The organism is Seonamhaeicola sediminis (assembly GCF_004358095.2).
Taxonomy (GTDB): domain Bacteria; phylum Bacteroidota; class Bacteroidia; order Flavobacteriales; family Flavobacteriaceae; genus Seonamhaeicola; species Seonamhaeicola sediminis.
In genome coordinates, this window is the sequence record NZ_SMZJ02000004.1 from 412,335 (window position 1) to 435,255 (window position 22,921).

Consider the following 22,921-nt stretch of genomic DNA (forward strand, 5'->3'; position numbering starts at 1 on the left):
AATCATTTACTGATGAAGTGTTAAATGAAGTAAGACTAATTTTTAATAGATTGTTTTTAATATAAAATTTAGTTCTTTACTCTGTAAACACATATTAATATGATTTTAAACGTACACAAAATATGCATTTAGACGGTATAACAATTGCAATTATAGCAGCTAATGTTTTGGTTTCAGTAAAAGGCTTAAATGATTACAGTTTTTTAGATAAATATAAGTTTCATGTTGGTGCTGTTCAAAGAGGAGAAAAAATAAGGTTACTAAGTGCAGGCTTTTTGCATATAGATATGCAACATTTGTTGTTTAATATGATAACACTGTTCTTTTTTGCTAGTATTGTAATAGACTATTTAGGCATTAGTGGATTCATATTGGTCTATTTAATGAGCTTATTGTTTGGTAATTTACTATCGCTTTATTTTCACAAGAATGAATATCACTATAGTGCCGTAGGGGCAAGTGGAGCTGTTACAGGTATATTATATTCGGCTATTTTACTACAACCAGGCATGACTTTAGGACTCTATTTTATTATACCAATACCAGCTTATGTGTTTGGAATAGCTTATTTGTTATATTCTATTTACGGAATGAAAAAACGTATTGGTAACATTGGACATGATGCCCATTTTGGTGGAGCTATTGGAGGTTATGTAATTACTTTACTTTTGGCACCTTGGATTTTTGGTTCAAATTTACTTATGGTTGGTTTACTAGCCATTCCAATTGTATTATTATTTGCTTTAAAAAAAGCGGGCAAGTTATAACTCCTAAACTTTAGCTTTGTAAACTTACTTATGGCACAAGTATTGACTTTATACAGGTGATAATTATCTTGATTTCTTTTTAATTAACAGAAAATCAAATAATTAAATTTGTATAAAACTTTAAAATTGATTGAAGTTTATATGTTTTAATGACATATTGACTTAAAATAATATATGAAAAAATCTAATTTTTTATCGCTTGACAGTTTGTCATTTCAGGAGTTTGACGAAAATTCAGAGTTAATTCCGTTAATGACACCAGAAGATGAAGAGGAAATGAATAAAGAAGAGTTACCAGAAACTTTACCGATACTTTCTTTAAGAAACACCGTATTGTTTCCAGGGGTTGTTATTCCTATTACGGCTGGTAGAGATAAATCTATCAAACTTATAAACGACGCTAATAAGGGTAGTAAAGTTATTGGCGTGGTAGCTCAAAAAGATGAATCTGTAGAAAATCCTACGGCCCAAGAAATACACGAAACAGGTACAGTAGCCAGAATTTTAAGAGTTTTAAAAATGCCCGATGGTAATGTTACGGTTATTATTCAAGGAAAAAAGCGCTTTAAAGTAGCAGAAGTGTTGACTGAAGACCCATATATGAACGCTACCATTAGAGATCTACCTGAGGCTAAGCCTGCTCTTAACAATAAGGAGTTTAGAGCAATAATAGACTCTATAAAAGATTTGGCACTTGAAATAATAAAGGAAAATCCAAATATTCCTAGCGAGGCTTCTTTTGCCATCAAAAATATTGAAAGCAGTTCGTTTTTAGTAAATTTTGTGTCTTCTAATATGAATCTTTCTGTTGCGGAGAAACAGAAACTATTAGAGATGAATGACCTTAAACAACGTGCTTTGGCAACTTTAAAGCATATGAATGTTGAGTTTCAGAGGTTAGAGCTGAAAAATGATATCCAGTCTAAGGTTCAAATGGATATGAGTCAACAGCAGCGCGAATATTTCTTGCACCAACAAATGAAAACCATTCAGGAAGAATTAGGAGGTGTGAGTCATGATGAAGAAATTGAAGAAATGAAAGCCAAGGCTAAAGAGAAGCTTTGGGATGAAAAAATAGCAAAACATTTCGATAAAGAAATAAGCAAGTTGCAGCGTATGAATCCTCAAGTTTCTGAGTACTCTATTCAGCGCAATTACCTAGAACTGTTCTTAGATTTACCATGGAACGAGTTTAGTGAAGATAAATTCGATTTAAAACGTGCCAAGAAAATTCTTGATAGAGACCACTACGGTTTAGATGATGTAAAGCGAAGAATTATTGAATATTTAGCGGTGTTGAAGTTACGTAACGACATGAAATCACCTATTTTGTGTTTATACGGTCCTCCAGGAGTTGGTAAAACATCACTGGGTAAATCTATCGCAGAGGCTCTTGGTAGAGAATATGTTAGAATTTCATTGGGTGGTTTACGTGACGAAGCAGAGATTAGAGGGCACCGTAAAACATATATTGGCGCTATGCCAGGGCGTATTATCCAGAGTTTGAAAAAAGCAGGAACATCCAATCCTGTATTTGTTTTAGATGAAATTGATAAGTTGTCAAATTCTCATCAAGGAGATCCTTCTTCAGCTATGTTAGAAGTATTAGATCCTGAGCAAAACAGTGAGTTTTATGATAACTTTTTAGAAATGGGCTATGACCTTTCTAAAGTTATGTTTATTGCAACTTCAAATAGTTTAGCAACTATTCAACCTGCATTATTAGACCGTATGGAAATTATTAATGTAACAGGTTATACCATTGAAGAAAAAGTTGAAATTGCAAAACGTCATTTACTTCCAAAGCAATTAAAAGAGCATGGTTTGTCTACTCAAAACTTAAAAATAGGAAAACCTCAGTTAGAAAAGATTGTTGAGGGATATACAAGGGAGTCTGGTGTTCGTGGTCTTGAAAAGCAAATAGCAAAAATGGTACGTTATGCGGCCAAAAATATTGCTATGGAAGAAGAGTACAATGTAAAAGTATCAAATGAAGATATTGTTGAAGTTTTAGGAAGGCCTAAATTAGAACGTGATAAGTATGAAAATAACAATGTAGCCGGTGTGGTCACTGGTTTAGCTTGGACCCGAGTTGGTGGCGATATTTTATTTATTGAATCTATTTTGTCTAAAGGAAAAGGTAGTTTAACTATTACCGGAAACCTTGGTAAAGTCATGAGAGAATCGGCAACTATCGCCATGGAATTTATAAAATCAAATGCTGATAAATATGGGATTAATCCCGAAGTATTTGATAAATACAATGTTCATATTCACGTACCTGAAGGCGCAACTCCTAAAGATGGACCAAGTGCAGGCGTTACTATGTTAACGTCTTTAGTCTCTTTATTCACCCAACGTAAGGTTAAACGAAGTCTAGCCATGACAGGTGAAATTACCCTTAGAGGAAAGGTGCTTCCTGTAGGTGGTATTAAAGAGAAGATTTTAGCAGCTAAACGAGCTAAAATAAAAGAGATTTTACTTTGTGAAGATAACAAGCGAGATATTGAGGAAATAAAGGAAGAATATCTCAAAGGTTTGACCTTTCATTATGTGACTGATATGAGTGATGTTATAAAAATAGCACTTACAAAGCAAAAGGTAAAAAACGCTAAAACACTTTAAAGTTACAAACCTCGATTTTAATCGAGGTTTTTTTATATTCTAAAATAAATAATAGTAACTAGCGTTTTAAGATAGATTTACTTTCTTTGTAACGTAAATATGCTAAGGAAAATTATCACTTTATTCATTTTGTGCTTCAGTGCCTCAATTTATGCACAAATAGGGGGGGAGTACACTTATCAATTTCTTAATCTGGTTTCTTCACCAAGGCAAGCAGCACTAGGAGGGAAAGTGTTAACAAATGTAGATTATGATGTAACTCAAGGTTTGTTTAATCCAGCAACAATAAATGTTGAAATGGATAATCAGCTAGCTCTAAATTACACCAATTATTTAGGAGGTATTGGCTACGGTACCGCCTCTTATGCCTATACTGTAGATAGACGTACGCAAACATTTCATGGAGGCATAACATATATTAATTACGGTTCTTTTGATGGTTATGATGAGCAAGGAAATGCTACAGGAACATTTTCTGGAGGAGAAACAGCCTTATCGTTTGGATATGCAAGCCAAATAGGATATTCAGATTTTTATATGGGAGGAAATATTAAACTAATAAGCTCTAAATTAGAACAGTACGCCTCTTTTGGCGCTGCTATTGATGTTGGTTTGTTGTATGTGAATGAATACCTAGATTTCAATGCGGCATTAGTTATAAGAAATGTAGGTACACAAATAACAACTTATGCTGGATTGCAAGAGCGTTTGCCTTTTGAGGTTAGTTTTGGAATGTCTCAGCGTTTAGAGAATGTACCAATACGATGGCATATAACTTTAGAAAATTTACAGACTTGGCCAATATCCAGACCAAATCCAGCTAGGGTAACAAGTGATTTAAGTGGAAACCAATCTAATGAAAAAGTGGGGTTTTTGGGTCAAGTTATAAGGCATACTATTGTTGGGGCTGAGATATTCCCCGATGGAGGTTTTAATATCAGATTAGGATATAATTTTAGAAGAGGCGAAGAATTACGCATTGTTGACCAACGAAATTTTTCAGGCTTGTCGGCAGGTATTTCTATTAAAATGAATAAAATGCGTTTTAGCTACACGCATGCTAAATATACTAGCGCAGCTAATTCTAATTTTTTCGGACTTCAAATTGATTTGAATTAGGTAAAACATCTAAAATACGAGTAGTAAGTATTTAAAGTAGAAGCTATATGAATCAACTTTAAAATACTTTAAATACTCTAGCCACTTCAAACTTCATACATTTTAGTAATTTAGCCATTACAAAATTAATAAATGAACAAAATTACCATAGCTATAGACGGTTTTTCTTCAACAGGAAAAAGTACCATTGCAAAGCAAGTTGCAAATCATTTAGGATATATTTATGTGGATTCTGGAGCCATGTATAGAGCTGTAACATTGTATGCCATGAATCAAGGTATTATTAATAAAAATGGTTTTGATGTTGAAACGCTTATTAAGAAACTTAAGGATATTAAAATCAGTTTTAAATTTAACAAAGACTTAGGTTTTGCAGAAGTTTATTTAAATGGTAACAATGTTGAGCAAACTATTAGGAGTTTAGAGGTATCTCGTTTTGTTAGTAAGGTAGCTGCTGTTTCGGCAGTACGAAAAAAACTGGTGGCAATTCAACGTAACATTGGAAAAAGTAAAGGAGTTGTTATGGATGGGCGTGATATTGGAACGGTAGTTTTTCCAGATGCCGAATTAAAACTATTTATGACCGCCTCACCCGAAACACGTGCTAAAAGGCGTTTTAAAGAATTGATAAGTAGAGGTGATGATGTTGTGTATGAAAATGTTCTTAAGAATGTTCAAGAGCGTGACTATATAGATTCTAATCGTAAAGACTCACCTTTAATAAAGGCCAATGATGCCATTGAGATAGACAATTCTAATCTTTCACTTGAGGAGCAATTTGAAAAAGTATTACAGCTTGTTGGGATAGCTTTGGAGGTTAGTGAAATTAAAAAAAGCGACTAATGTCGCCTTTTTTATCTCATTGATTTTATAAGTTAGGAATAACTAATTCCTGATCTGGATAAATTAAATCTGGGTTTTTTAAGATGTTTGTGTTAGCTTCAAAAATCTCTTTGTACTTCATAGCATTACCATAATAGTGTTTAGCTATTTTGCCAAGTGTCTCACCACTTTTAACGGTGTGCCTGTGAAAGACAGTTTCGTCGGCTACTTTAATATCTGCCACAATATCGGTTGGTTTTTCACCGCCAATTTCCTTAATCTTGTCCCAAATAAGGTTTTTTTCGTATTGTGTATTAGCTGTTCCCTTCACTTTTAAAAGGTTGCCTTCAACTTTTACATCGCCGTTTTGAATGTTTAAAGATTCTCCCAAATCCAAAACGGGTTGATATTTTTCTTTTACTGCCATATTTATATAAATTTAAATGTTAAAATATTTTTTACTAATATAAGGAAATTCCTTCGCTGTAAAAACTAATCTCATTTTTAGATTACTATTAATATTTAGACATAAAAAACTCGTATAAGTCACAATTTTTATATTATCTATTCATTTTTAGGTAATTAGTGTAATTATATGTATTTTTGCACTCCTTTTGGCAAAACATGGAAAGGCAAAAGGTGTGAAACAATAATAAAATTAACGCTTCTACGTGTTATTTGCTTAATTCTTTCCTAGCATGTGGAATACAAATTTTAATCAGCACATGGCTGAAAACGAAAAACAAGCTCAGGTTGAAGCAACCGAAGCAAAAACTGCCGAAGCACCAGTAGTATCTGAAGCTCAAGCAAACCCTGAAAAATTCTTAAAAGAGTTTAATTGGCACAATTATCAAGAAGGAATTGATGAAGTTGATGACAAACAACTTAAAGAATTTGAAAAATTAGTAGCAGAAAACTTTGTTGATACCTTAGATGATGAGGTGGTTGAAGGTACTGTAGTTCATATTACAGACAGAGATGCCATTATTGATATCAATGCAAAATCAGAAGGTGTTATTTCTTTAAACGAGTTTCGTTACAACCCTAACTTATCAGTAGGTGATAAAGTTGAGGTATTAATTGATGTACGTGAAGATGCAACAGGACAATTAGTATTATCTCATAGAAAAGCAAGAGTAATTAAAGCTTGGGATAGAGTAAACGCTGCCCATGATACTGGTGAGATTGTAAATGGTTTTGTTAAATGCAGAACTAAAGGAGGTATGATTGTAGATGTTTTTGGAATTGAAGCATTCTTACCAGGTTCTCAAATTGATGTTAAGCCAATTAGAGATTACGATCAGTACGTAAATAAAACTATGGAATTCAAGGTTGTAAAAATTAACCACGAGTTCAAAAACGTAGTAGTGTCTCACAAGGCTTTAATTGAAGCTGATATCGAAGAGCAAAAGAAAGAAATAATTGGTCAATTAGAAAAAGGTCAAGTACTAGAAGGTATTGTTAAAAACGTAACTTCTTACGGTGTATTTATTGATCTTGGTGGTGTTGATGGATTAATTCATATTACAGACCTTTCTTGGTCTAGAATTAACCACCCGAATGAAATTGTTGAATTAGACCAAAAACTTAATGTGGTTATCCTTGATTTTGATGAAGATAAATCAAGAATCCAGTTAGGATTAAAACAATTAAGCAAACACCCATGGGAAGCTCTTGCAGAAGAGGTTAAAGTAGGTGATAAAGTTAAAGGTAAAGTAGTAGTTATTGCAGATTACGGTGCGTTTATTGAGGTAGCTGATGGTGTTGAAGGGTTAATCCACGTTTCTGAAATGTCTTGGTCTACGCACTTACGTTCAGCTCAAGATTTTGTAGCTGTAGGTGATGAGGTTGAAGCAGTTATCCTAACACTTGATAGAGAAGATCGCAAGATGTCTTTAGGTATTAAGCAATTAACTCCAGACCCATGGACAGATATCACATCTAAATACCCACTAGGATCAAAACACAATGGTATTGTACGTAACTTTACAAACTTTGGTGTATTTGTTGAATTAGAAGAAGGAATTGACGGATTAATTTACATCTCTGATTTATCTTGGACTAAGAAAATCAAGCACCCAAGCGAGTTTTGTACTGTAGGTGATAAATTGGATGTTGTTGTTTTAGAATTGGATGTAGAAGGGCGTAAATTAAGTTTAGGTCACAAACAAACAACTGAGAATCCTTGGGATAAATACGAAACAGACTTCGCTTTAGATACCACTCATACAGCTAGCATTGAAGAGTTAGTAGATAAAGGCGCTACTGTTAAATTTAATGATGATATAACAGCGTTTGTTCCTGCACGTCATTTAGAAAAAGAAGACGGAAGCAAACTTAAAAAAGGAGAAGAGGCTACGTTTAAAATCATTGAGTTTAGTAAAGAGTTTAAACGTGTTGTAGCATCTCATACAGCTGTATTTAAAGCTGAAGAGGCTAAAATAGTGAAGCAAGCTGCTAGAAAGGCTGAAGCTGCTGCTGCAGAAGCAAAACCAACTTTAGGTGATGCTAATGATGCTTTACAAGCGCTTAAGGATAAAATGGATGGAAAGAAGAAATAAAATTTCCAACAAATAAACATCAAAGCCTTCAATTTTTTGAAGGCTTTTTTTATGATCATTTAATTACAAGGAATCAATCCATTTCATCTTATAGAAAAACCTATCTGTAATAATCCAGATAAAGTACACAATGCCAATAACAATTACAAATATAGCGAGCCAATAAAGAATCAAACTAATGAATTTAATAATATGTTTAATAGCTGATTTCATGAAGCAACATTTTTTTCCAATCAAAATGATTCATGTCATCAGTTTTAAAACCTTTCTTGTATTTATTTATAAATATTGGTATGATAACAATTAAAACAAGCATAATGATTATATCAGATTTCAACATAATAATTCAAATATAAGCAATCAAAAAGTTGTTGTTTACTGGGTATCGTCTAAATCCTATTTTATCTTTAAATTTGTAATTTATTATATTACCTTTGTACTCCAGACACGTTTGGATAATTTATGAGTCAAAAAGTTTTACTTAACGCAAAAGAGGTAAACATCATTCTACATCGATTGGCTTGTCAACTTATTGAAAAACACAACGATTTCTCAAATACTGTTTTAATTGGGCTACAACCCAGAGGTATTTATTTGGCTGATAGATTAACTAAAATTTTGAAATCTGATTATAAGGTTAAAGATATAAAATCTGGTCAGTTAGACATCACGTTTTACAGAGACGATTTTAGGAGAGGTGATAAAACCCTGAAAGCGAATTCTACAGAATTAAATTTTTTAGTAGAGGATAAAAATATCGTGTTTATTGATGATGTTTTATATACTGGCCGAAGTATTAGGGCAGCATTAACAGCTATTCAATCTTTTGGAAGGCCTAATGAGATTGAACTTTTAACCCTGATTGACAGGCGTTTCAGTAGGCATTTACCCATTCAACCAGATTATAGAGGAAGACAAGTAGATGCCATAAATAATGAAAAAGTTATAGTACATTGGCAAGAAAACGAAGGAGAAGATGCCGTGTACTTAATAGAAAAATAATATTATGTAACTAAAGTTAAAGTATAAGAGGGTATAAACTTCTAACTTTTAACTTCTAACGTTTAAATGGATAATGAGCGAATTAAGTGTTAATCACTTATTAGGAATAAAATATCTTAACAAGAAAGATATTCAACTTATTTTTGAAACGGCAGATCATTTTAAAGAAGTGATTAACAGGCCCATTAAAAAAGTACCTTCGCTAAGAGATATTACCATTGCCAACCTTTTCTTTGAAAATTCTACCAGAACGAAATTATCTTTTGAACTAGCAGAAAAGCGTTTATCTGCAGATGTTATCAATTTTTCATCGGGGCAATCGTCTGTAAAAAAAGGCGAAACTTTAATAGACACCGTTAATAATATATTATCTATGAAAGTAGATATGGTGGTCATGCGTCATCCTAATCCTGGAGCTGGAATCTTTTTGTCAAATCATGTAAATGCTAGTATAGTAAATGCTGGTGATGGTGCCCATGAACATCCTACACAGGCGCTGTTAGATTCCTATTCAATAAGAGAAAAACTAGGGGAGGTTAAAGGAAAAAAAGTAGTTATTGTTGGTGATGTTTTACATAGTAGAGTAGCACTATCTAATATATTTGCCTTACAACTTCAGGGAGCAGAAGTCATGGTTTGTGGACCAAAAACCTTGTTGCCTAAGTATATAGATAAGCTTGGAGTAAAAGTTGAAACAAACCTCCGTAAAGCATTAAATTGGTGCGATGTAGCAAATATGCTAAGAGTTCAGAATGAGCGAATGGATATTAGCTATTTTCCATCAACAAGAGAATACACACAACAGTTTGGAGTTAACAAAGATTTGTTGGATTCTTTAGATAAAGAAATCATCATCATGCATCCAGGACCAATAAACAGAGGTGTTGAAATCACCAGTGATGTTGCTGATTCTAGTCAAGCAATTATTTTAGATCAAGTAGAGAATGGCGTGGCTATACGAATGGCAGTGATTTATTTATTAGCTTCAAAAATAAAGCAGTAATCTATGATTTTTGATCAAGACGGAAGTATAACTATCATAACCCAAGAAAAAGCAACTACCATTGAGCTTGTAAAAAAGCTTGAGACCTTATATCCTAAATATAAAAACAATAATATCATTATTAGCTTAACTACTCTTGGTAAAATCAGCACAGAGGAGATTATTGAGTTTTTACAACTTTCAAACACTCACAGGGCGTCTAAGCATTCTTTTATAATAGTTACTAATAAAGTAGATTTGGACGAGGTTCCTGATGAAATTATAGTAGTCCCTACATTGCAGGAAGCTTATGATATTATTGAAATGGAAGAAATGGAGCGAGACCTCGGATTTTAATTAGTTTGTTGTTTAGTTGTATTTAATTAAGTCAATACAGCTATACAACTTAACAACGCATATCTTTACATGAAACTGACCATTTTAGGCTGTTATAGTGCCACTCCAAGAATTTTAACCAACCCAACTTCACAAGTTTTAGAAACCAAGGGGCATATGTTTTTAATTGATTGTGGAGAGGGAACGCAAGTTCAATTGAGAAAGCATAAAGTTAAGTTTAGCCGTATTAAGCATGTATTTATTTCACATTTACATGGCGATCATTTTTTTGGATTGGTTGGTTTAATTTCAACATTTAGATTGCTTACTAGAGAAGCAGATTTACATATTTATGGCCCAAAGGGTATTAAAGAAATAATCACACTTCAAATGAAACTAGCAGATTCTTGGACCAATTATAAGCTTATTTTTCATGAGCTAACTTCCAAAGAATCTGAATTAATTTTTGAAGATGAAAAAGTTGAAGTACATACCATTCCTTTAAACCATAGAATTTATACAAACGGCTTCTTATTTAAGGAAAAAGCAGGTAAACGAAAATTAAATATTGCCGCCGTTGAAAACGCTAATATTAATGTAGCGTATTACCGTAAACTTACTCAAGGTTTTGATGTAGTTAATGAAGATGGTGTTACAATTAAAAACGAAACAGTAACAAGATCTGGTAACAAACCAAAAAGTTATGCGTTTTGTAGTGATACCATGTACAAAGAAGATATTGTTCCCATTATTGAGAATACCGATGTCTTATACCACGAATCTACTTTTTTAGAAACCCAAGCACATATAGCATTAAGAACAAAACATTCAACAGCTAAAGAAGCTGCTAAAATTGCTAAAAAAGCTAATGTAGGTAAATTGTTATTGGGGCATTATTCTACACGCTACAAAGGATTAGATGCTTTTAAAGCAGAAGCAAAAGAGGTGTTTGAAGCTGTAGAACTTTCTGAAGATGGAAAAGTTTTTGAGTTTTAAAATGATTTAATACTTATTCAATACATTTGAATATGGAAAATGACTTAAGCAATTACAGAAAGTCTTATGAAAAAGGGGAACTACTTTTAAGCAACGTTCCAGAAAACCCAATGGAGTTATTCCAGAAATGGTTTTTTGAGGTAGACAGGTTTTTTTCTATAGATGAAACCAACGCCATGACCATTTCTACTATTGGTTTAGACGGTTACCCAAAGAATAGGGTAGTGTTGTTAAAAAAATACACCTACGAGGGATTTATTTTCTATACCAATTATTTAAGTGAAAAAGGAAAGGCTATTGAACAAAACCCTAATGTATGTCTATCATTTTTCTGGCACGGGGCCGAACGACAAATCATTATAAAAGGAAAAGCAGAAAAAATAGCCGAAAATTTGAGTGATGGTTATTTTGAATCTCGACCACGCGGTAGTCAGTTAGGGGCATTAGCATCTAATCAAAGTGAGGAGATTAAAGATCGCCAATGTTTAGAGCAAAAATTATCTGATTTAGAAAAGGAATTTCAAGGAAAAGAAATCCCAAGACCCAAAAACTGGGGTGGATATATTGTAAAGCCTATTGAAATTGAATTTTGGCAGGGGAGACCTAACCGTTTACATGATAGAATTAGATATAAACTTCAGCCAGATTACAATTGGTTAATTAATCGACTATCTCCTTAAAAAATACGATTAAATACATACATCCGAATTTTTAATGTCATTTTATCGATTAAAAATGTTTTTTATCGATTTTAAAAATGCATTTCATCGATTTTTAGTACAAATAAAATTGTAGGCTGAATTAGGTTAATAACTTTATGGGACCAAATCTAAATTTACCTACTTATGAAGTTATTAACAAAGTTGCCAATATTGGCATTGTTAGCTGTGTTGAGTTTTTCCTGCTCTACAGACAGCATCGATGAAAAGGTTGATAGTATTGAATTAAGCCTTAAAACTCCCCAAACAAAATCTATTGAAATTGAAATCTTAGAACAAATTAACAATCATAGGTTGTCAGTAGGACTTAGCCCATTGTCTAATATGAGCATTGTTAAATCAGTAGCTTTTAGTCACACAGATTATATGGTTGATAAAGATCAAATTTCTCACGATAATTTCTTTACACGAAGTAGTTATTTAAAAGAAAATGTTGGCGCTAAAAGTGTTTCTGAAAACGTGGCTTATGGCTATACTTCTGCCGAAACTGTTGTTAGGGCTTGGTTAAGAAGTGAAGGACATAGAGAAACAATTGAAGGAGACTTTACCAATTTTGATGTCTCAGCAGAAAAAAATGCTGATGGTAAATGGTATTACACTAATATATTTATAAAAAAATAACGTTACTTCCTTTACAAGTAATGTAAACTCATAACCTTATTTGATTTACTGATTATTAGCAACTTTGCATAATAGAGGTATTGTGCAATTAAAAAATTAAATAGGTTATTTATTGATAACTTTATGTTATTGAATTTAGCTTTAGGTATAAAACCTTCCCTATACTGGGAAGGTTTTTTGTTTTCATATTTCATTACTGTTGAATCAATAAGTTACATATGAAATCTTTTTCAATGTCAATGATGGAATTTTCTCTGTATCTCATATGAGTTAAAACTCCTATTAATGGAAAATCTTTATACATATAATTTAAATATTTAACCTTTCCATTTCTGATTAAAATATCTTCAGAACTTAAAATCCCATTAATTCTATACTTTAAATTTTCATCCTTAATTAGTTTTAGAATTTCATTTCTATAATTATTCATTTTAGCAACAAACTCTTTCCCTTTTTCAGAGTAATTATCTTTAATAAAGAACATATTATTAACATATTCTACTTTTGTAAGTTCACCTTCATAATCACTTGGATCAACTATTCTTGAATTATTTAAAAGATGGTAATACGTTCTACTTAGATAATTTAAATATTCAGTAGTAAGGCTATCATAATCCATTATAGATTTATTCTGAGCAATTGTATGGTTTGCAAGATATTTTTTTATCTGTTTTTTAAGTATTTGGTTAGTTTGGGTCAGTTATTCGTTTAGTAAACCAAACATAGAATAATGTTCATTATTTTTTTGGAAAGAAAAAAATTATGATAAGCAAGAGAATAGAAAGTTTTTTTATGGGTGATAAATATAATTACAACAAAGAAAAAACCATCAAAAGAAAATATCTAATGATGGTTTTTTATAGATTGAATGTAGCTTTATTATGCTATTCCATTTTGATAATGATAAACTCCGTACGTCTGTTTAACTGATGACTGTTTTCTTCACAATTAACGCTGCCATCACATCCATTAGTTAACCTACGCTCACCAAATCCTTCATGAGCTGTAATTCTAGCAGGATCAACGCCATTATCAATTAAGTATTGATAGGTTGAATTAGCTCTGTCAATAGATAGTTTATCGTTATATGTTAATGTTCCCCTAGAATCAGTATGTGATTCTATTCTAATCACCATTCCAGGATATGTTTCGTTCATTAACTTAACAATCTTGTCAAGTTCTACTGCTGCATCCTGACGAATATTATGCTTGTCAAAATCGAAGTAGATAATACCTAAGTCAGCTAATATTGGAACATCTCTTACAGGTGTTAATTCTAAGTTAGCCGTAATAGTGGTAACTTTTGTTTCAATACCTTTAGAGGTAAATTCTTTAACATCGTCTTCGTATTTCTTTTGACTAGCGGTAATTTTATAATCCACATCTCTATCAATGTTTATTTCATAATAACCTACTTCATCGGTTTCCATGTAAGCAATTTGTTTACCATTACCATCTAATAAGGTAATGATTGCATTTGGTACAGGCTTTTTATTTACAATATCTGTTACAACGCCTTCTACATTCAATAGAGGTACTCTGTTATAAGCATAAATATCGTCATCTCCCATACCGCCTGAACGGTTAGAAGCAAAGTAACCCGTTAAACCATCTTCATTCATAGTAAACGAAAAATCGTCTTTACTGGAGTTTACCGGAACTCCAAGATTAATAACATCTACTATTTCATCATCTTCATTAGCAATAGTTCCAAAAACATCAAGCATTCCTAAACCTATATGTCCATCAGAAGAAAAGAATAAGCTTCCTTCATTGTTAATAAATGGCATCCCTTCAGAACCAGTTGTATTTACTACATTTCCTAAGTTTTTAGGTTCTCCTAAAGTTCCATCCTCGTTAATATCTACGACATAGATATCCGAAGATCCAATACCACCAGGTCTATCTGAAGCGAAGTAAAGTTTTTTGTTATCAGGGCTTAAAGCAGGGTGCTGTGTACTAAATTCTGAATCATTAATTGATAAATCAACAACATCTGTCCAAATACTATCTTTAAGAGTAGCTCTATAAATTTTTACTTGGTTAATACCTTTACTATTACTATCATAAACATTTTTAATAAAACTATTTCTAGTAAAATACATTGTATTACCATCGCTAGTAATGGCTACAGGGCCATCATGATAAATAGAATTTACATCACCCTTTAATTTTGAAGTGTGGTCTGCAGGTTCCTTACTATCTTTATCTACAGCATACACATCTAAGAATGGTTGCTCATTCCAGCCATAAAGTCTTTTAATAGAAACGCCTTCATCTCTTGTTGAAGCAAAGTATATTTTACCATTGTGCTCATAGGCACCAAAGTCACTTAGTTTAGAATTATGATTGAATTTGCTTAAAAAATACTGTTGCTTTGCATTGAAAATATTGGTAATAAAGTTACCTTTCTTCAAATATTTACTGGTATTCACAACACCTCCAGAATCTTTGTAGCGTTTCATCCATTCTTTAGATTCCTCATATTTTTCAACACCTCTAAGTGCTTGCGCATAATTATAATAATATTCAATTGGAACATTTTCTTGAGCAACCGCCTTTTTGTAATATTTTGCGGCATTTTTAGCATCTCTCATAAGCGCATAGCAATCAGCTAAACGTCTAATAACATAATCTTCATTATACTTATTTTCAAGAAGCTCTAGATAGGTTTCTGTAGCTTTTACAAAGGAGAACTTATTAAATAAGGTATCTGCTTTTTTCTGTTTTCCATATTGCGCAGAGGCCGAAATACTCACCGTCAATAGGATACAAACTAATATGTAATTTTTTAATTTCATGGGTGATTTTTTTTATTAGAAATATCTAGGTGATTTTAATTTATTGCTCATAAACTTAAATTCATAAATTAACAATATTTCATGGGTTCCACTAGTATAATTGTTTATATCTGAATTAGGTTTCTCGTATGCATATCCTAAACGCAATTGCCTTGAGATTTGAAAATCCATAAAACCTCCAAAAGCTCCGGTCTGTTCATTCATTCTATAGGAACCACCTATCCAAAATTTCTCATTAAATAAGAAATTGGCAGTAAAGTCGTATGAAATAGGCGCTCCATTAGTGGCCTTAATCAAGTAAGAAGGTTTAAACTTTAACTTGTCGTTTAGGTTAAATACATAACCACCAGTAAAGTAATAACTTATTCTTTCTAATGCTTCAAATCCTTCCTCTTTGTTCTGGTCATTATTCAGTACACGTGGAGTAGATAAACCTAGATACCATTTATTAGTGTGCCAAAAAAGACCTAAACCTATATTTGGTGCCCATCTATTTTGGGTTCCATTAAAAAATGGATCGTTCATAATACTAGGGTCATTTAAGAACTGCTGATCAAAACTGTAACCCGTAAAACCAGCTTTTAAACCAAAAGCTAACTTACCATCAACTCCTGTTGGAATACTATAAGAGAAATCTCCATATAGATAGGAATAGTTTTGAGGGCCTAAATCATCTTGTATAAAAGATAACCCTAAACCTACTCTATCATTCCTTAAAGGAGAATGGATTGACAGTGTTTGCGTTACAGGACCACCATTAAAGTCAACCCATTGGCTTCTGTGTAATCCTACAATGCTTAGAGCATCTCTACTTCCTGCATAAGCTGGATTTATTGAGATTGTATTGTACATATACTGCGTAAACTGGGGTAGCTGTTGAGCTACTCCAAACGCAGAGCTAAACAATGCAATAGCGATTATGTAATGTTTAATAAGTTTCATAGGTTAAAGTTTTTTATTTGGTTCCTAAGTATACTGGTCCGGTAAATGGAGCTAGTCCAGATGCTGATCCATCACTATTTTTGAGTATTACTATATAATAATATGTTCCGTTTGGAGCTTTATCTGCGTTTCCTATAGAGCCATTAGCTTGTCCTTCCCATTTGGCTGGATCTGGACTACCTGATTCATTGGCACCAATAGGGTAGTTGTTAGATTCATATATTAAGGCTCCCCATCTATTAAATATCTTCACTTCAGAAGTAAATCCACAATTTGGGTCAGCATCAATATCAAAACTTTGGTTATAGAAATCACCATTAGGTGTGACTGCTTTAGATATGATAATATCATCAGAACTACATGGGAAGACAATACAATCATCATTAATATTGATTGTTACTTCAGTCGTTTCCAAACAACCTGTAGGGCTTGTGTAAGTGTAACTAAATACATAGTCTCCTAAGAAGTTTGTGTCGCTTCCAACAGTAACTAAGTTTGAAGGATCGAACTCACTTCCAACAAAATTGATATTATTGGTTACACCTGAAACAAATGTCCAAGAGGCATCATCGTTAAAATCGTTGATGTAATCATCTAAATTTATAACGCCATCATCCGCACAGGCCTCATCAGTTACTTGACTAACAAACTCATCAATACTAACAGTAACTATTTGTTCAACTACTCTAGTGTTATTACATTCGTCAACCGCTGTCCATTTTCTAATAATTTCATATTCCTCGGTAGCATTCGTTGTGTACATATATTCTTCACTAAACGTTACCTGAACATTTTCAGAACAATTATCAGCAAAACCAAGCTCAGGTGCATCAGGAATAGCATCACAGCTTACTGAAATAGTACCAGGTAATTGGGTTACTAATTCAGGAGCTTCATCATCAATCACTGTTATTATTTGTACTTGATCAGCAGCTGGATTGTTACAATTATCAACCAAAGACCAAGTTCTAGTAATGATGCGTTCATTTGGACAGTCACCATCGGCAATGCTATCAGAATATCTAGCTTCTATACCTGTTGAACAATTATCACTTTCATCGGTTACATCACCTGAAATTGCTAAATCACTAACATCATCTTGACAATTAATAGTAATATCAGCAGGTGCTGTAAAAGTAGGAGCCGTGTTATCAGAAATTGTAATAGTTTGTGTTTGATCTTCAGCAGCATTACCACAGTTATCAACCAATGACCAAGTTCTAGTGATTACAAACGTACCTTCACAAGGACCAGCCACAGGCTCACTATCAGCATAGGTAGCTTCAATACTTGTAGAACAGTTATCAGCTTCATCTGTCACATCTCCAACATTACCAACAGACACATCGTAGTTACAATCAGCATCGGTGAATATTTCAATATCAGCAGGTGCAGTAAATGTAGGTGCTGTATTATCTGAGATGGTTATAGTTTGTGTTTGATCTTCAGCAGCATTACCACAGTTATCAACCAATGACCAAGTTCTAGTAATTACGAACGTACCTTCACAAGGACCGGCTACAGGAGCACTATCCGAATAGGTAGCTTCTATACCTGTAGAACAATTATCAGCTTCATCTGTCACATCTCCAACATTACCAACAGACACATCGTAGTTACAATCAGCATCAGTGAATATTTCAATATCAGCAGGTGCAGTAAACGTAGGTGCTGTATTATCTGAGATTGTTATTGTTTGTGTTTGATCTTCAGCGGCATTACCACAGTTATCAACCAATGACCAAGTTCTAGTAATTACGAATGTACCTTCACAAGGACCAGCTACAGGTTCACTATCAGCATAGGTAGCTTCAATACCTGTAGAACAATTATCAGCTTCATCTGTCACGTCACCAACATTAGCAACAGACACATCGTAGTTACAATCAGCATCCGTGAATATTTCTATATCCGCAGGCGCCGTAAATGTAGGTGCTGTATTATCTGAGATTGTTATTGTTTGTGTTTGATCTTCAGCGGCATTACCACAGCTATCAACCAACGACCATGTTCTTGTAATTACGAAGGTACCTTCACAAGGACCAGCTACAGGAGCACTATCCGAATAGGTAGCTTCTATACCTGTAGAACAATTATCAGCTTCATCTGTCACATCTCCAACATTAGCAACAGACACATCGTAGTTACAATCGGCATCAGTGAATATTTCAATATCAGCAGGCGCCGTAAATGTAGGTGCTGTATTATCAGAAATGGTTATAGTTTGTGTTTGATCTTCAGCGGCATTACCACAGCTATCAACCAATGACCACGTTCTTGTGATAACGAACGTACCTTCACAAGGTCCTGCTACAGGGGCACTATCAGAGTAAGTAGCTTGGATACCTGTAGAACAGTTATCGGCTTCATCGGTCACATCGCCAACATTGCTAACCGATACATCATAGTTACAATCAGCATTTGTGAATATTTCTATATCAGCAGGTGCCGTAAATGTCGGTATGATATTATCAGAGATGGTTATGGTTTGTGTTTGATCTTCAGCGGCATTACCACAGTTATCAACCAATGACCACGTTCTTGTGATAACGAACGTACCTTCACAAGGTCCTGCTACAGGGGCACTATCAGAGTAAGTAGCTTCGATACCTGTAGAACAGTTATCGGCTTCATCTGTCACATCGCCAACATTGCTAACCGATACATCATAGTTACAATCAGCATCTGTGAATATTTCTATATCAGCAGGCGCTGTAAATGTCGGTGTGATATTATCAGAGATGGTTATGGTTTGTATTTGATCAGCAGCGGCATTACCACAGTTATCAACCAATGACCACGTTCTTGTGATAACGAACGTACCTTCACAAGGTCCTGCTACAGGTGCACTATCAGAGTAAGTAGCTTCGATACCTGTAGAACAGTTATCGGCTTCATCGGTCACATCGCCAACATTGCTAACCGATACATCATAGTTACAATCGGCATCGGTGAATATTTCAATATCAGCAGGGGCTGTAAATGTAGGTGCTGTGTTATCTGTAACAGTAATCGTTTGAGTTTTTACAGTAGTATTATCGCAATCGTCTTTTAATGTCCAAGTTCTAGTGATTACTACAGAGCCTTCACAAGGACCAGCTACTGTTTCATCTTGATACGTTGCTTGAATGTTAGGAGAACATACATCTCCTTCATCGGTTACATCACCTGTTACAGCAGGAGAGGTATCATAGTTACAATCTGCATCAGTGAATATTTCAATATCAGCAGGAACTGTAAATTCAGGAGCAATAGTATCTTCAATAGTAAACTTAGCCGTTGTTTCACTAAAGTTGCCACAAGCATCTGTAGCTCTAAAAGTAACAATAGCACTACCAGTCATACCACAGTCATCACTTAATGTAATAAAGTTATTAGTCCATGAAACAGCAGAACAATCATCTGTTGCTTCAGCACCGGCGTTCGAAGATAACCAAGTGTTAAATTCACTTAAGTTACCTGCACCGTCACATTGTACTGTTTGATCTGAAGCTGGAACAGTAATTGTTGGGTTTTCAGTATCTTTAATTAAGTATGTTGCTGTTGTAGAAGTTGAATTATTACATTCATCAGTAGCAGTAAATGTTACTGTAATAGCACCATTTTCACACTGAACTGAAGTGTCTTGTCCATAATCATTAGTCCAAGTTACAGCACTACAGTTGTCTGTAGCTATAGCACCACCATTGGTGTCTAACCAGTTCTGAAGTGCCATTTCATCGGCATCACTATCGCTTAAACATTCTATTTCGATATTTTGGGCTTGCGTAGTTATGGTTGGAACAATCTCATCGTCGATAATTATTAATTGTGTACATGTCATTGTATTCCCAGCCATATCAGCAATCTGATATGTTCTGGTTACCGTTTCAGGACAGCTTAAGTTATCACTAACTTCACTTATTAATGTAAAGCTAGCTTCATTAATACTACAGTTATCATTGGCGCTTCCTCCTGCATTTGTAAATTCTGCATAGGTAGTATAAGCAGGTTGTTCTGAAATATCACACATTGCTGTTAGGTTGCCTGGACAAGTAATAAAAGGTGCTTGGTTATCAGTAACCACGACATCTTGTGTACATACAGTATCATTACCAGCAGTATCTGTAAACGTCCAAGTAATGGTAGTCGTACCTAATGGCCAAGGGTCATTAAGCGCAGCGTTGTCACTTCTAGTACCAACAGCGTTTATAGTACCATCACAATTATCATTAGCCTGAGGTACCGATACATCCGTACTGTTAGAACATACAGTGTCTGAATCGGAGTTAAAATCTATTTGAGACAATGAGTCACAATCGAATACAGGTGCTTGGTTATCAGTAACCACGACATCTTGTGTACATACAGTATCATTACCAGCAGTATCTGTAAACGTCCAAGTAATGGTAGTCGTACCTAATGGCCAAGGGTCATTAAGCGCAGCGTTGTCACTTCTAGTACCAACAGCGTTTATAGTACCATCACAATTATCATTAGCCTGAGGCACCGATACATCCGTACTGTTAGAACATACGGTATCTGAATCGGAGTTAAAATCTATTTGAGACAATGAGTCACAATCGAATACAGGTGCTTGGTTATCAGTAACCACGACATCAATACTACAAGAAGCAGTATTTCCAGAGCCATCGGTAACAGTCCAAATAACTGTTGTAGTACCTAATTGGAAAACAGCGCCGTTCAGAGTTGAACCATTATTATAGTCATTGATTACAGATGCAACACCACAATTATCTAAAGTACTAGTTGGATTTAAACTAGCATCAGGAACTGTAAAAGTACAAACCCCATTATCAGTATCATAAGAAGCATCAGGAGTTGCACAAGTAATGGTAGGGTTTTCATTATCTATAACCACGACATCAATACTACAAGAAGCAGTATTTCCAGAGCCATCGGTAACAGTCCAAATAACTGTTGTAGTACCTAATTGGAAAACAGCGCCGTTCAGAGTTGAACCATTATTATAGTCATTGATTACAGATGCAACACCACAATTATCTAAAGCACTAGTTGGATTTAAACTAGCGTCAGGAACTGTAAAAGTACAAACCCCATTGTCAGTATCATAGGAAGCATCAAGAGTTGCACAAGTAATGGTAGGGTTTTCGCTATCAGTAACGGTAACCGTTTGATCACAAGTAGCAGTATTACCCGAAGCATCTTCAACAGTCCATGTTACAGTAGTTGAGCCAAAAGGGAATTGAAAGTTATCGGGAATATTTTTGGTAATTGTTAAATCATTTGTGTCACAATCGTCACCCACGGTTGGATCACCAAGGGCAACATTAGACGCATAACAGAAGCCATTATCAGCACTCACATTAACAGTAGGAGGACAAGTAATAGTTGGTGCAGTGTCTGTAATTGTAATATCGTCCGAAACAGTAACACTATTACATCCCTTAATAGCGTCAGGATCATATATAGTAAGTGTTACAGTGTAGGTTCCATCTTGTGCATAAATATGAGATGGATTTTGAATATTATCAACACTATTACCATCTCCAAAATTCCAATCATATTCCGTGTTAAGCCCACCACTTGATGATCCCGTAAAATCAACCGTTAAACTACATCCATCGCTATCAGGCTCAACAGTCATTAAAGTTCCAGTTACACCGGCAATAAACTCCATTTCAATATCAGCATCAACGGTAATAAATGTGCTTGTACATTCATCACTCAAGGATACTGTAACAGCAACATTAAACACATATTGACCAGGTTCTGAAACTGTAATAGTAGGATCTTCAACAGTATTACTTGGGGCAAAATCAACTGTTGCCCCAGAAGGGGAAGAAACTACTGTCCATAAATAAGTAGGAGTACCTTCAACAAACCCATTTAATTCTAAATCTACAAAGGTAGGTTCAAAACAAAACTGATTCTCTCCAAGACCTGGATCAATATCAATGTTTGGATCAATCTGTATGGTACCTCCTGCAGCTACTACTTCACTAAAGATAATACATACATTTCCTCCTCCAGTACAAGCCGTATATTCAACTGTACCAATATTTATCCTTTTATTGTTATTACAAGGTCCTATAGTAGACAAAGCTGCAGTACCATTACTGGTATTAAGGTCTGTAGTGTTTTCAATAACAATTGCGGTATTTGGGGCTAAAGTTAATGTGGCGTTTGCAGTCCAAATAATTTGACCACCATCTTCTATAATAACTCTATCTATGCTAGAAGGTATAGTGGTATCAACACTTATAAATATATCAATACCATTAGGGATAATAACAGTACCATCACACGTCGCTGCATTTGTAGTAACAAAAGTAACTAATTGGGCACCTGTCATATTATTTGGTACAGTACACTGAGCATTTACCTCAGAAATTCCTGCTAATAAAAAAGATATCGCAAACAATAATATCGTTTTACTGCGGATAATTGCAATTAGACTATAAGTATTAGTTTTCATAAGCTTGTAGATTTGTATTGACTTTAGCAAGATTTTTATATATATAAATGGGTTGCACAACATTGGTGTTGAGCAAACATGCTTCGCTTCTTAAAAAAAGTAATGAGGGAAAAATGCCAACAAGGGCATTAACAACTTTTGTAGTGAAATTTAGATTTGGGGTCATGATTTCAGTTAATAGCTACAACA

The 22,921-nt window shown here is 34.1% G+C and carries 16 protein-coding genes; 11 read left to right on the forward strand and 5 right to left on the reverse strand.

The genetic code is table 11. The annotated features are described in order from the left end of the window. The first annotated feature begins 122 nt into the window (after positions 1 to 122). From E1J38_RS08150 to cmk, 4 genes are all read left to right on the forward strand, one after another. Entirely contained in the window at positions 123 to 767 is a 645-nt protein-coding gene (locus tag E1J38_RS08150; protein WP_133355544.1) for a rhomboid family intramembrane serine protease, read from the forward strand. Between the two features lie 174 nt (positions 768 to 941). After that, positions 942 to 3,392, forward strand: a complete 2,451-nt coding sequence (gene lon / locus E1J38_RS08155) for an endopeptidase La (protein WP_133355545.1) — start codon at positions 942 to 944, stop codon at positions 3,390 to 3,392. Positions 3,393 to 3,491: 99 nt separating this feature from the next. Next, positions 3,492 to 4,511, forward strand: a complete 1,020-nt coding sequence (gene porQ / locus E1J38_RS08160; protein WP_133355546.1) for a type IX secretion system protein PorQ — start codon at positions 3,492 to 3,494, stop codon at positions 4,509 to 4,511. A gap of 132 nt (positions 4,512 to 4,643) precedes the next feature. Then, entirely contained in the window at positions 4,644 to 5,354 is a 711-nt protein-coding gene (gene cmk / locus E1J38_RS08165) for a (d)CMP kinase (protein WP_133355547.1), read from the forward strand. 25 nt (positions 5,355 to 5,379) lie between these two features. Here cmk and E1J38_RS08170 read toward each other — a convergent pair whose 3' ends face one another. Continuing rightward, positions 5,380 to 5,760 (reverse strand): LysM peptidoglycan-binding domain-containing protein, encoded by a 381-nt coding sequence (locus tag E1J38_RS08170; protein ID WP_133355548.1) that lies wholly within the window; start codon positions 5,758 to 5,760, stop codon positions 5,380 to 5,382. A 298-nt stretch (positions 5,761 to 6,058) separates the two neighbouring features. Between E1J38_RS08170 and rpsA the strand changes: the two genes are divergently transcribed. The 7 genes from rpsA to E1J38_RS08205 all read left to right on the forward strand — a co-directional run bounded on the left by rpsA (position 6,059) and on the right by E1J38_RS08205 (position 12,550). Then, the gene (rpsA, locus tag E1J38_RS08175; protein ID WP_133355549.1) at positions 6,059 to 7,894 is read left to right on the forward strand and encodes a 30S ribosomal protein S1; all 1,836 of its coding nucleotides are present in this window, start codon (positions 6,059 to 6,061) and stop codon (positions 7,892 to 7,894) included. A gap of 462 nt (positions 7,895 to 8,356) precedes the next feature. Next, complete coding sequence (gene pyrR, locus E1J38_RS08180) at positions 8,357 to 8,896, forward strand: bifunctional pyr operon transcriptional regulator/uracil phosphoribosyltransferase PyrR (RefSeq protein WP_133355550.1); 540 nt, start codon at positions 8,357 to 8,359, stop codon at positions 8,894 to 8,896. 73 nt (positions 8,897 to 8,969) lie between these two features. After that, positions 8,970 to 9,899, forward strand: a complete 930-nt coding sequence (locus E1J38_RS08185; protein WP_133355551.1) for an aspartate carbamoyltransferase catalytic subunit — start codon at positions 8,970 to 8,972, stop codon at positions 9,897 to 9,899. 3 nt (positions 9,900 to 9,902) lie between these two features. Then, positions 9,903 to 10,235: a ribonuclease Z gene (locus E1J38_RS08190; protein ID WP_133355552.1), complete on the forward strand. Its 333-nt coding sequence runs from the start codon at positions 9,903 to 9,905 to the stop codon at positions 10,233 to 10,235. A 69-nt stretch (positions 10,236 to 10,304) separates the two neighbouring features. Further along, positions 10,305 to 11,210 carry a ribonuclease Z gene (locus tag E1J38_RS08195; protein ID WP_133355553.1) on the forward strand — a complete coding sequence of 302 codons (906 nt, stop codon included), beginning with the start codon at positions 10,305 to 10,307 and terminating at the stop codon, positions 11,208 to 11,210. A 32-nt stretch (positions 11,211 to 11,242) separates the two neighbouring features. Beyond that, positions 11,243 to 11,890 (forward strand): pyridoxamine 5'-phosphate oxidase, encoded by a 648-nt coding sequence (pdxH, locus tag E1J38_RS08200; protein WP_133355554.1) that lies wholly within the window; start codon positions 11,243 to 11,245, stop codon positions 11,888 to 11,890. 165 nt (positions 11,891 to 12,055) lie between these two features. After that, positions 12,056 to 12,550 carry a CAP domain-containing protein gene (locus tag E1J38_RS08205; protein ID WP_133355555.1) on the forward strand — a complete coding sequence of 165 codons (495 nt, stop codon included), beginning with the start codon at positions 12,056 to 12,058 and terminating at the stop codon, positions 12,548 to 12,550. 193 nt (positions 12,551 to 12,743) lie between these two features. Here the strand turns inward: E1J38_RS08205 and E1J38_RS08210 are convergent, their stop codons facing one another. The 4 genes from E1J38_RS08210 to E1J38_RS08225 form a co-directional block, all read right to left on the reverse strand. Beyond that, entirely contained in the window at positions 12,744 to 13,169 is a 426-nt protein-coding gene (locus E1J38_RS08210) for a hypothetical protein (protein WP_133355556.1), read from the reverse strand. A gap of 265 nt (positions 13,170 to 13,434) precedes the next feature. Beyond that, complete coding sequence (locus tag E1J38_RS08215) at positions 13,435 to 15,351, reverse strand: OmpA family protein (protein ID WP_133355557.1); 1,917 nt, start codon at positions 15,349 to 15,351, stop codon at positions 13,435 to 13,437. 15 nt (positions 15,352 to 15,366) lie between these two features. Beyond that, positions 15,367 to 16,293 (reverse strand): PorP/SprF family type IX secretion system membrane protein, encoded by a 927-nt coding sequence (locus E1J38_RS08220; RefSeq protein ID WP_133355558.1) that lies wholly within the window; start codon positions 16,291 to 16,293, stop codon positions 15,367 to 15,369. Positions 16,294 to 16,306: 13 nt separating this feature from the next. Continuing rightward, entirely contained in the window at positions 16,307 to 22,732 is a 6,426-nt protein-coding gene (locus E1J38_RS08225) for an HYR domain-containing protein (protein WP_186525837.1), read from the reverse strand. Between the last annotated feature and the right edge of the window lie 189 nt (positions 22,733 to 22,921).

Excerpts from the sequence above, each read along its gene's own strand:
- E1J38_RS08150 (WP_133355544.1), top strand. The coding sequence starts at position 123 with ATGCATTTAGACGGTATAACAATTGCAATTATAGCAGCTAATGTTTTG.
- lon (WP_133355545.1), top strand. The coding sequence starts at position 942 with ATGAAAAAATCTAATTTTTTATCGCTTGACAGTTTGTCATTTCAGGAG.
- porQ (WP_133355546.1), top strand. The coding sequence starts at position 3,492 with ATGCTAAGGAAAATTATCACTTTATTCATTTTGTGCTTCAGTGCCTCA.
- cmk (WP_133355547.1), top strand. The coding sequence starts at position 4,644 with ATGAACAAAATTACCATAGCTATAGACGGTTTTTCTTCAACAGGAAAA.
- E1J38_RS08170 (WP_133355548.1), bottom strand. The coding sequence starts at position 5,760 with ATGGCAGTAAAAGAAAAATATCAACCCGTTTTGGATTTGGGAGAATCT.
- rpsA (WP_133355549.1), top strand. The coding sequence starts at position 6,059 with ATGGCTGAAAACGAAAAACAAGCTCAGGTTGAAGCAACCGAAGCAAAA.
- pyrR (WP_133355550.1), top strand. The coding sequence starts at position 8,357 with ATGAGTCAAAAAGTTTTACTTAACGCAAAAGAGGTAAACATCATTCTA.
- E1J38_RS08185 (WP_133355551.1), top strand. The coding sequence starts at position 8,970 with ATGAGCGAATTAAGTGTTAATCACTTATTAGGAATAAAATATCTTAAC.
- E1J38_RS08190 (WP_133355552.1), top strand. The coding sequence starts at position 9,903 with ATGATTTTTGATCAAGACGGAAGTATAACTATCATAACCCAAGAAAAA.
- E1J38_RS08195 (WP_133355553.1), top strand. The coding sequence starts at position 10,305 with ATGAAACTGACCATTTTAGGCTGTTATAGTGCCACTCCAAGAATTTTA.
- pdxH (WP_133355554.1), top strand. The coding sequence starts at position 11,243 with ATGGAAAATGACTTAAGCAATTACAGAAAGTCTTATGAAAAAGGGGAA.
- E1J38_RS08205 (WP_133355555.1), top strand. The coding sequence starts at position 12,056 with ATGAAGTTATTAACAAAGTTGCCAATATTGGCATTGTTAGCTGTGTTG.
- E1J38_RS08210 (WP_133355556.1), bottom strand. The coding sequence starts at position 13,169 with ATGGATTATGATAGCCTTACTACTGAATATTTAAATTATCTAAGTAGA.
- E1J38_RS08215 (WP_133355557.1), bottom strand. The coding sequence starts at position 15,351 with ATGAAATTAAAAAATTACATATTAGTTTGTATCCTATTGACGGTGAGT.
- E1J38_RS08220 (WP_133355558.1), bottom strand. The coding sequence starts at position 16,293 with ATGAAACTTATTAAACATTACATAATCGCTATTGCATTGTTTAGCTCT.
- E1J38_RS08225 (WP_186525837.1), bottom strand. The coding sequence starts at position 22,732 with ATGAAAACTAATACTTATAGTCTAATTGCAATTATCCGCAGTAAAACG.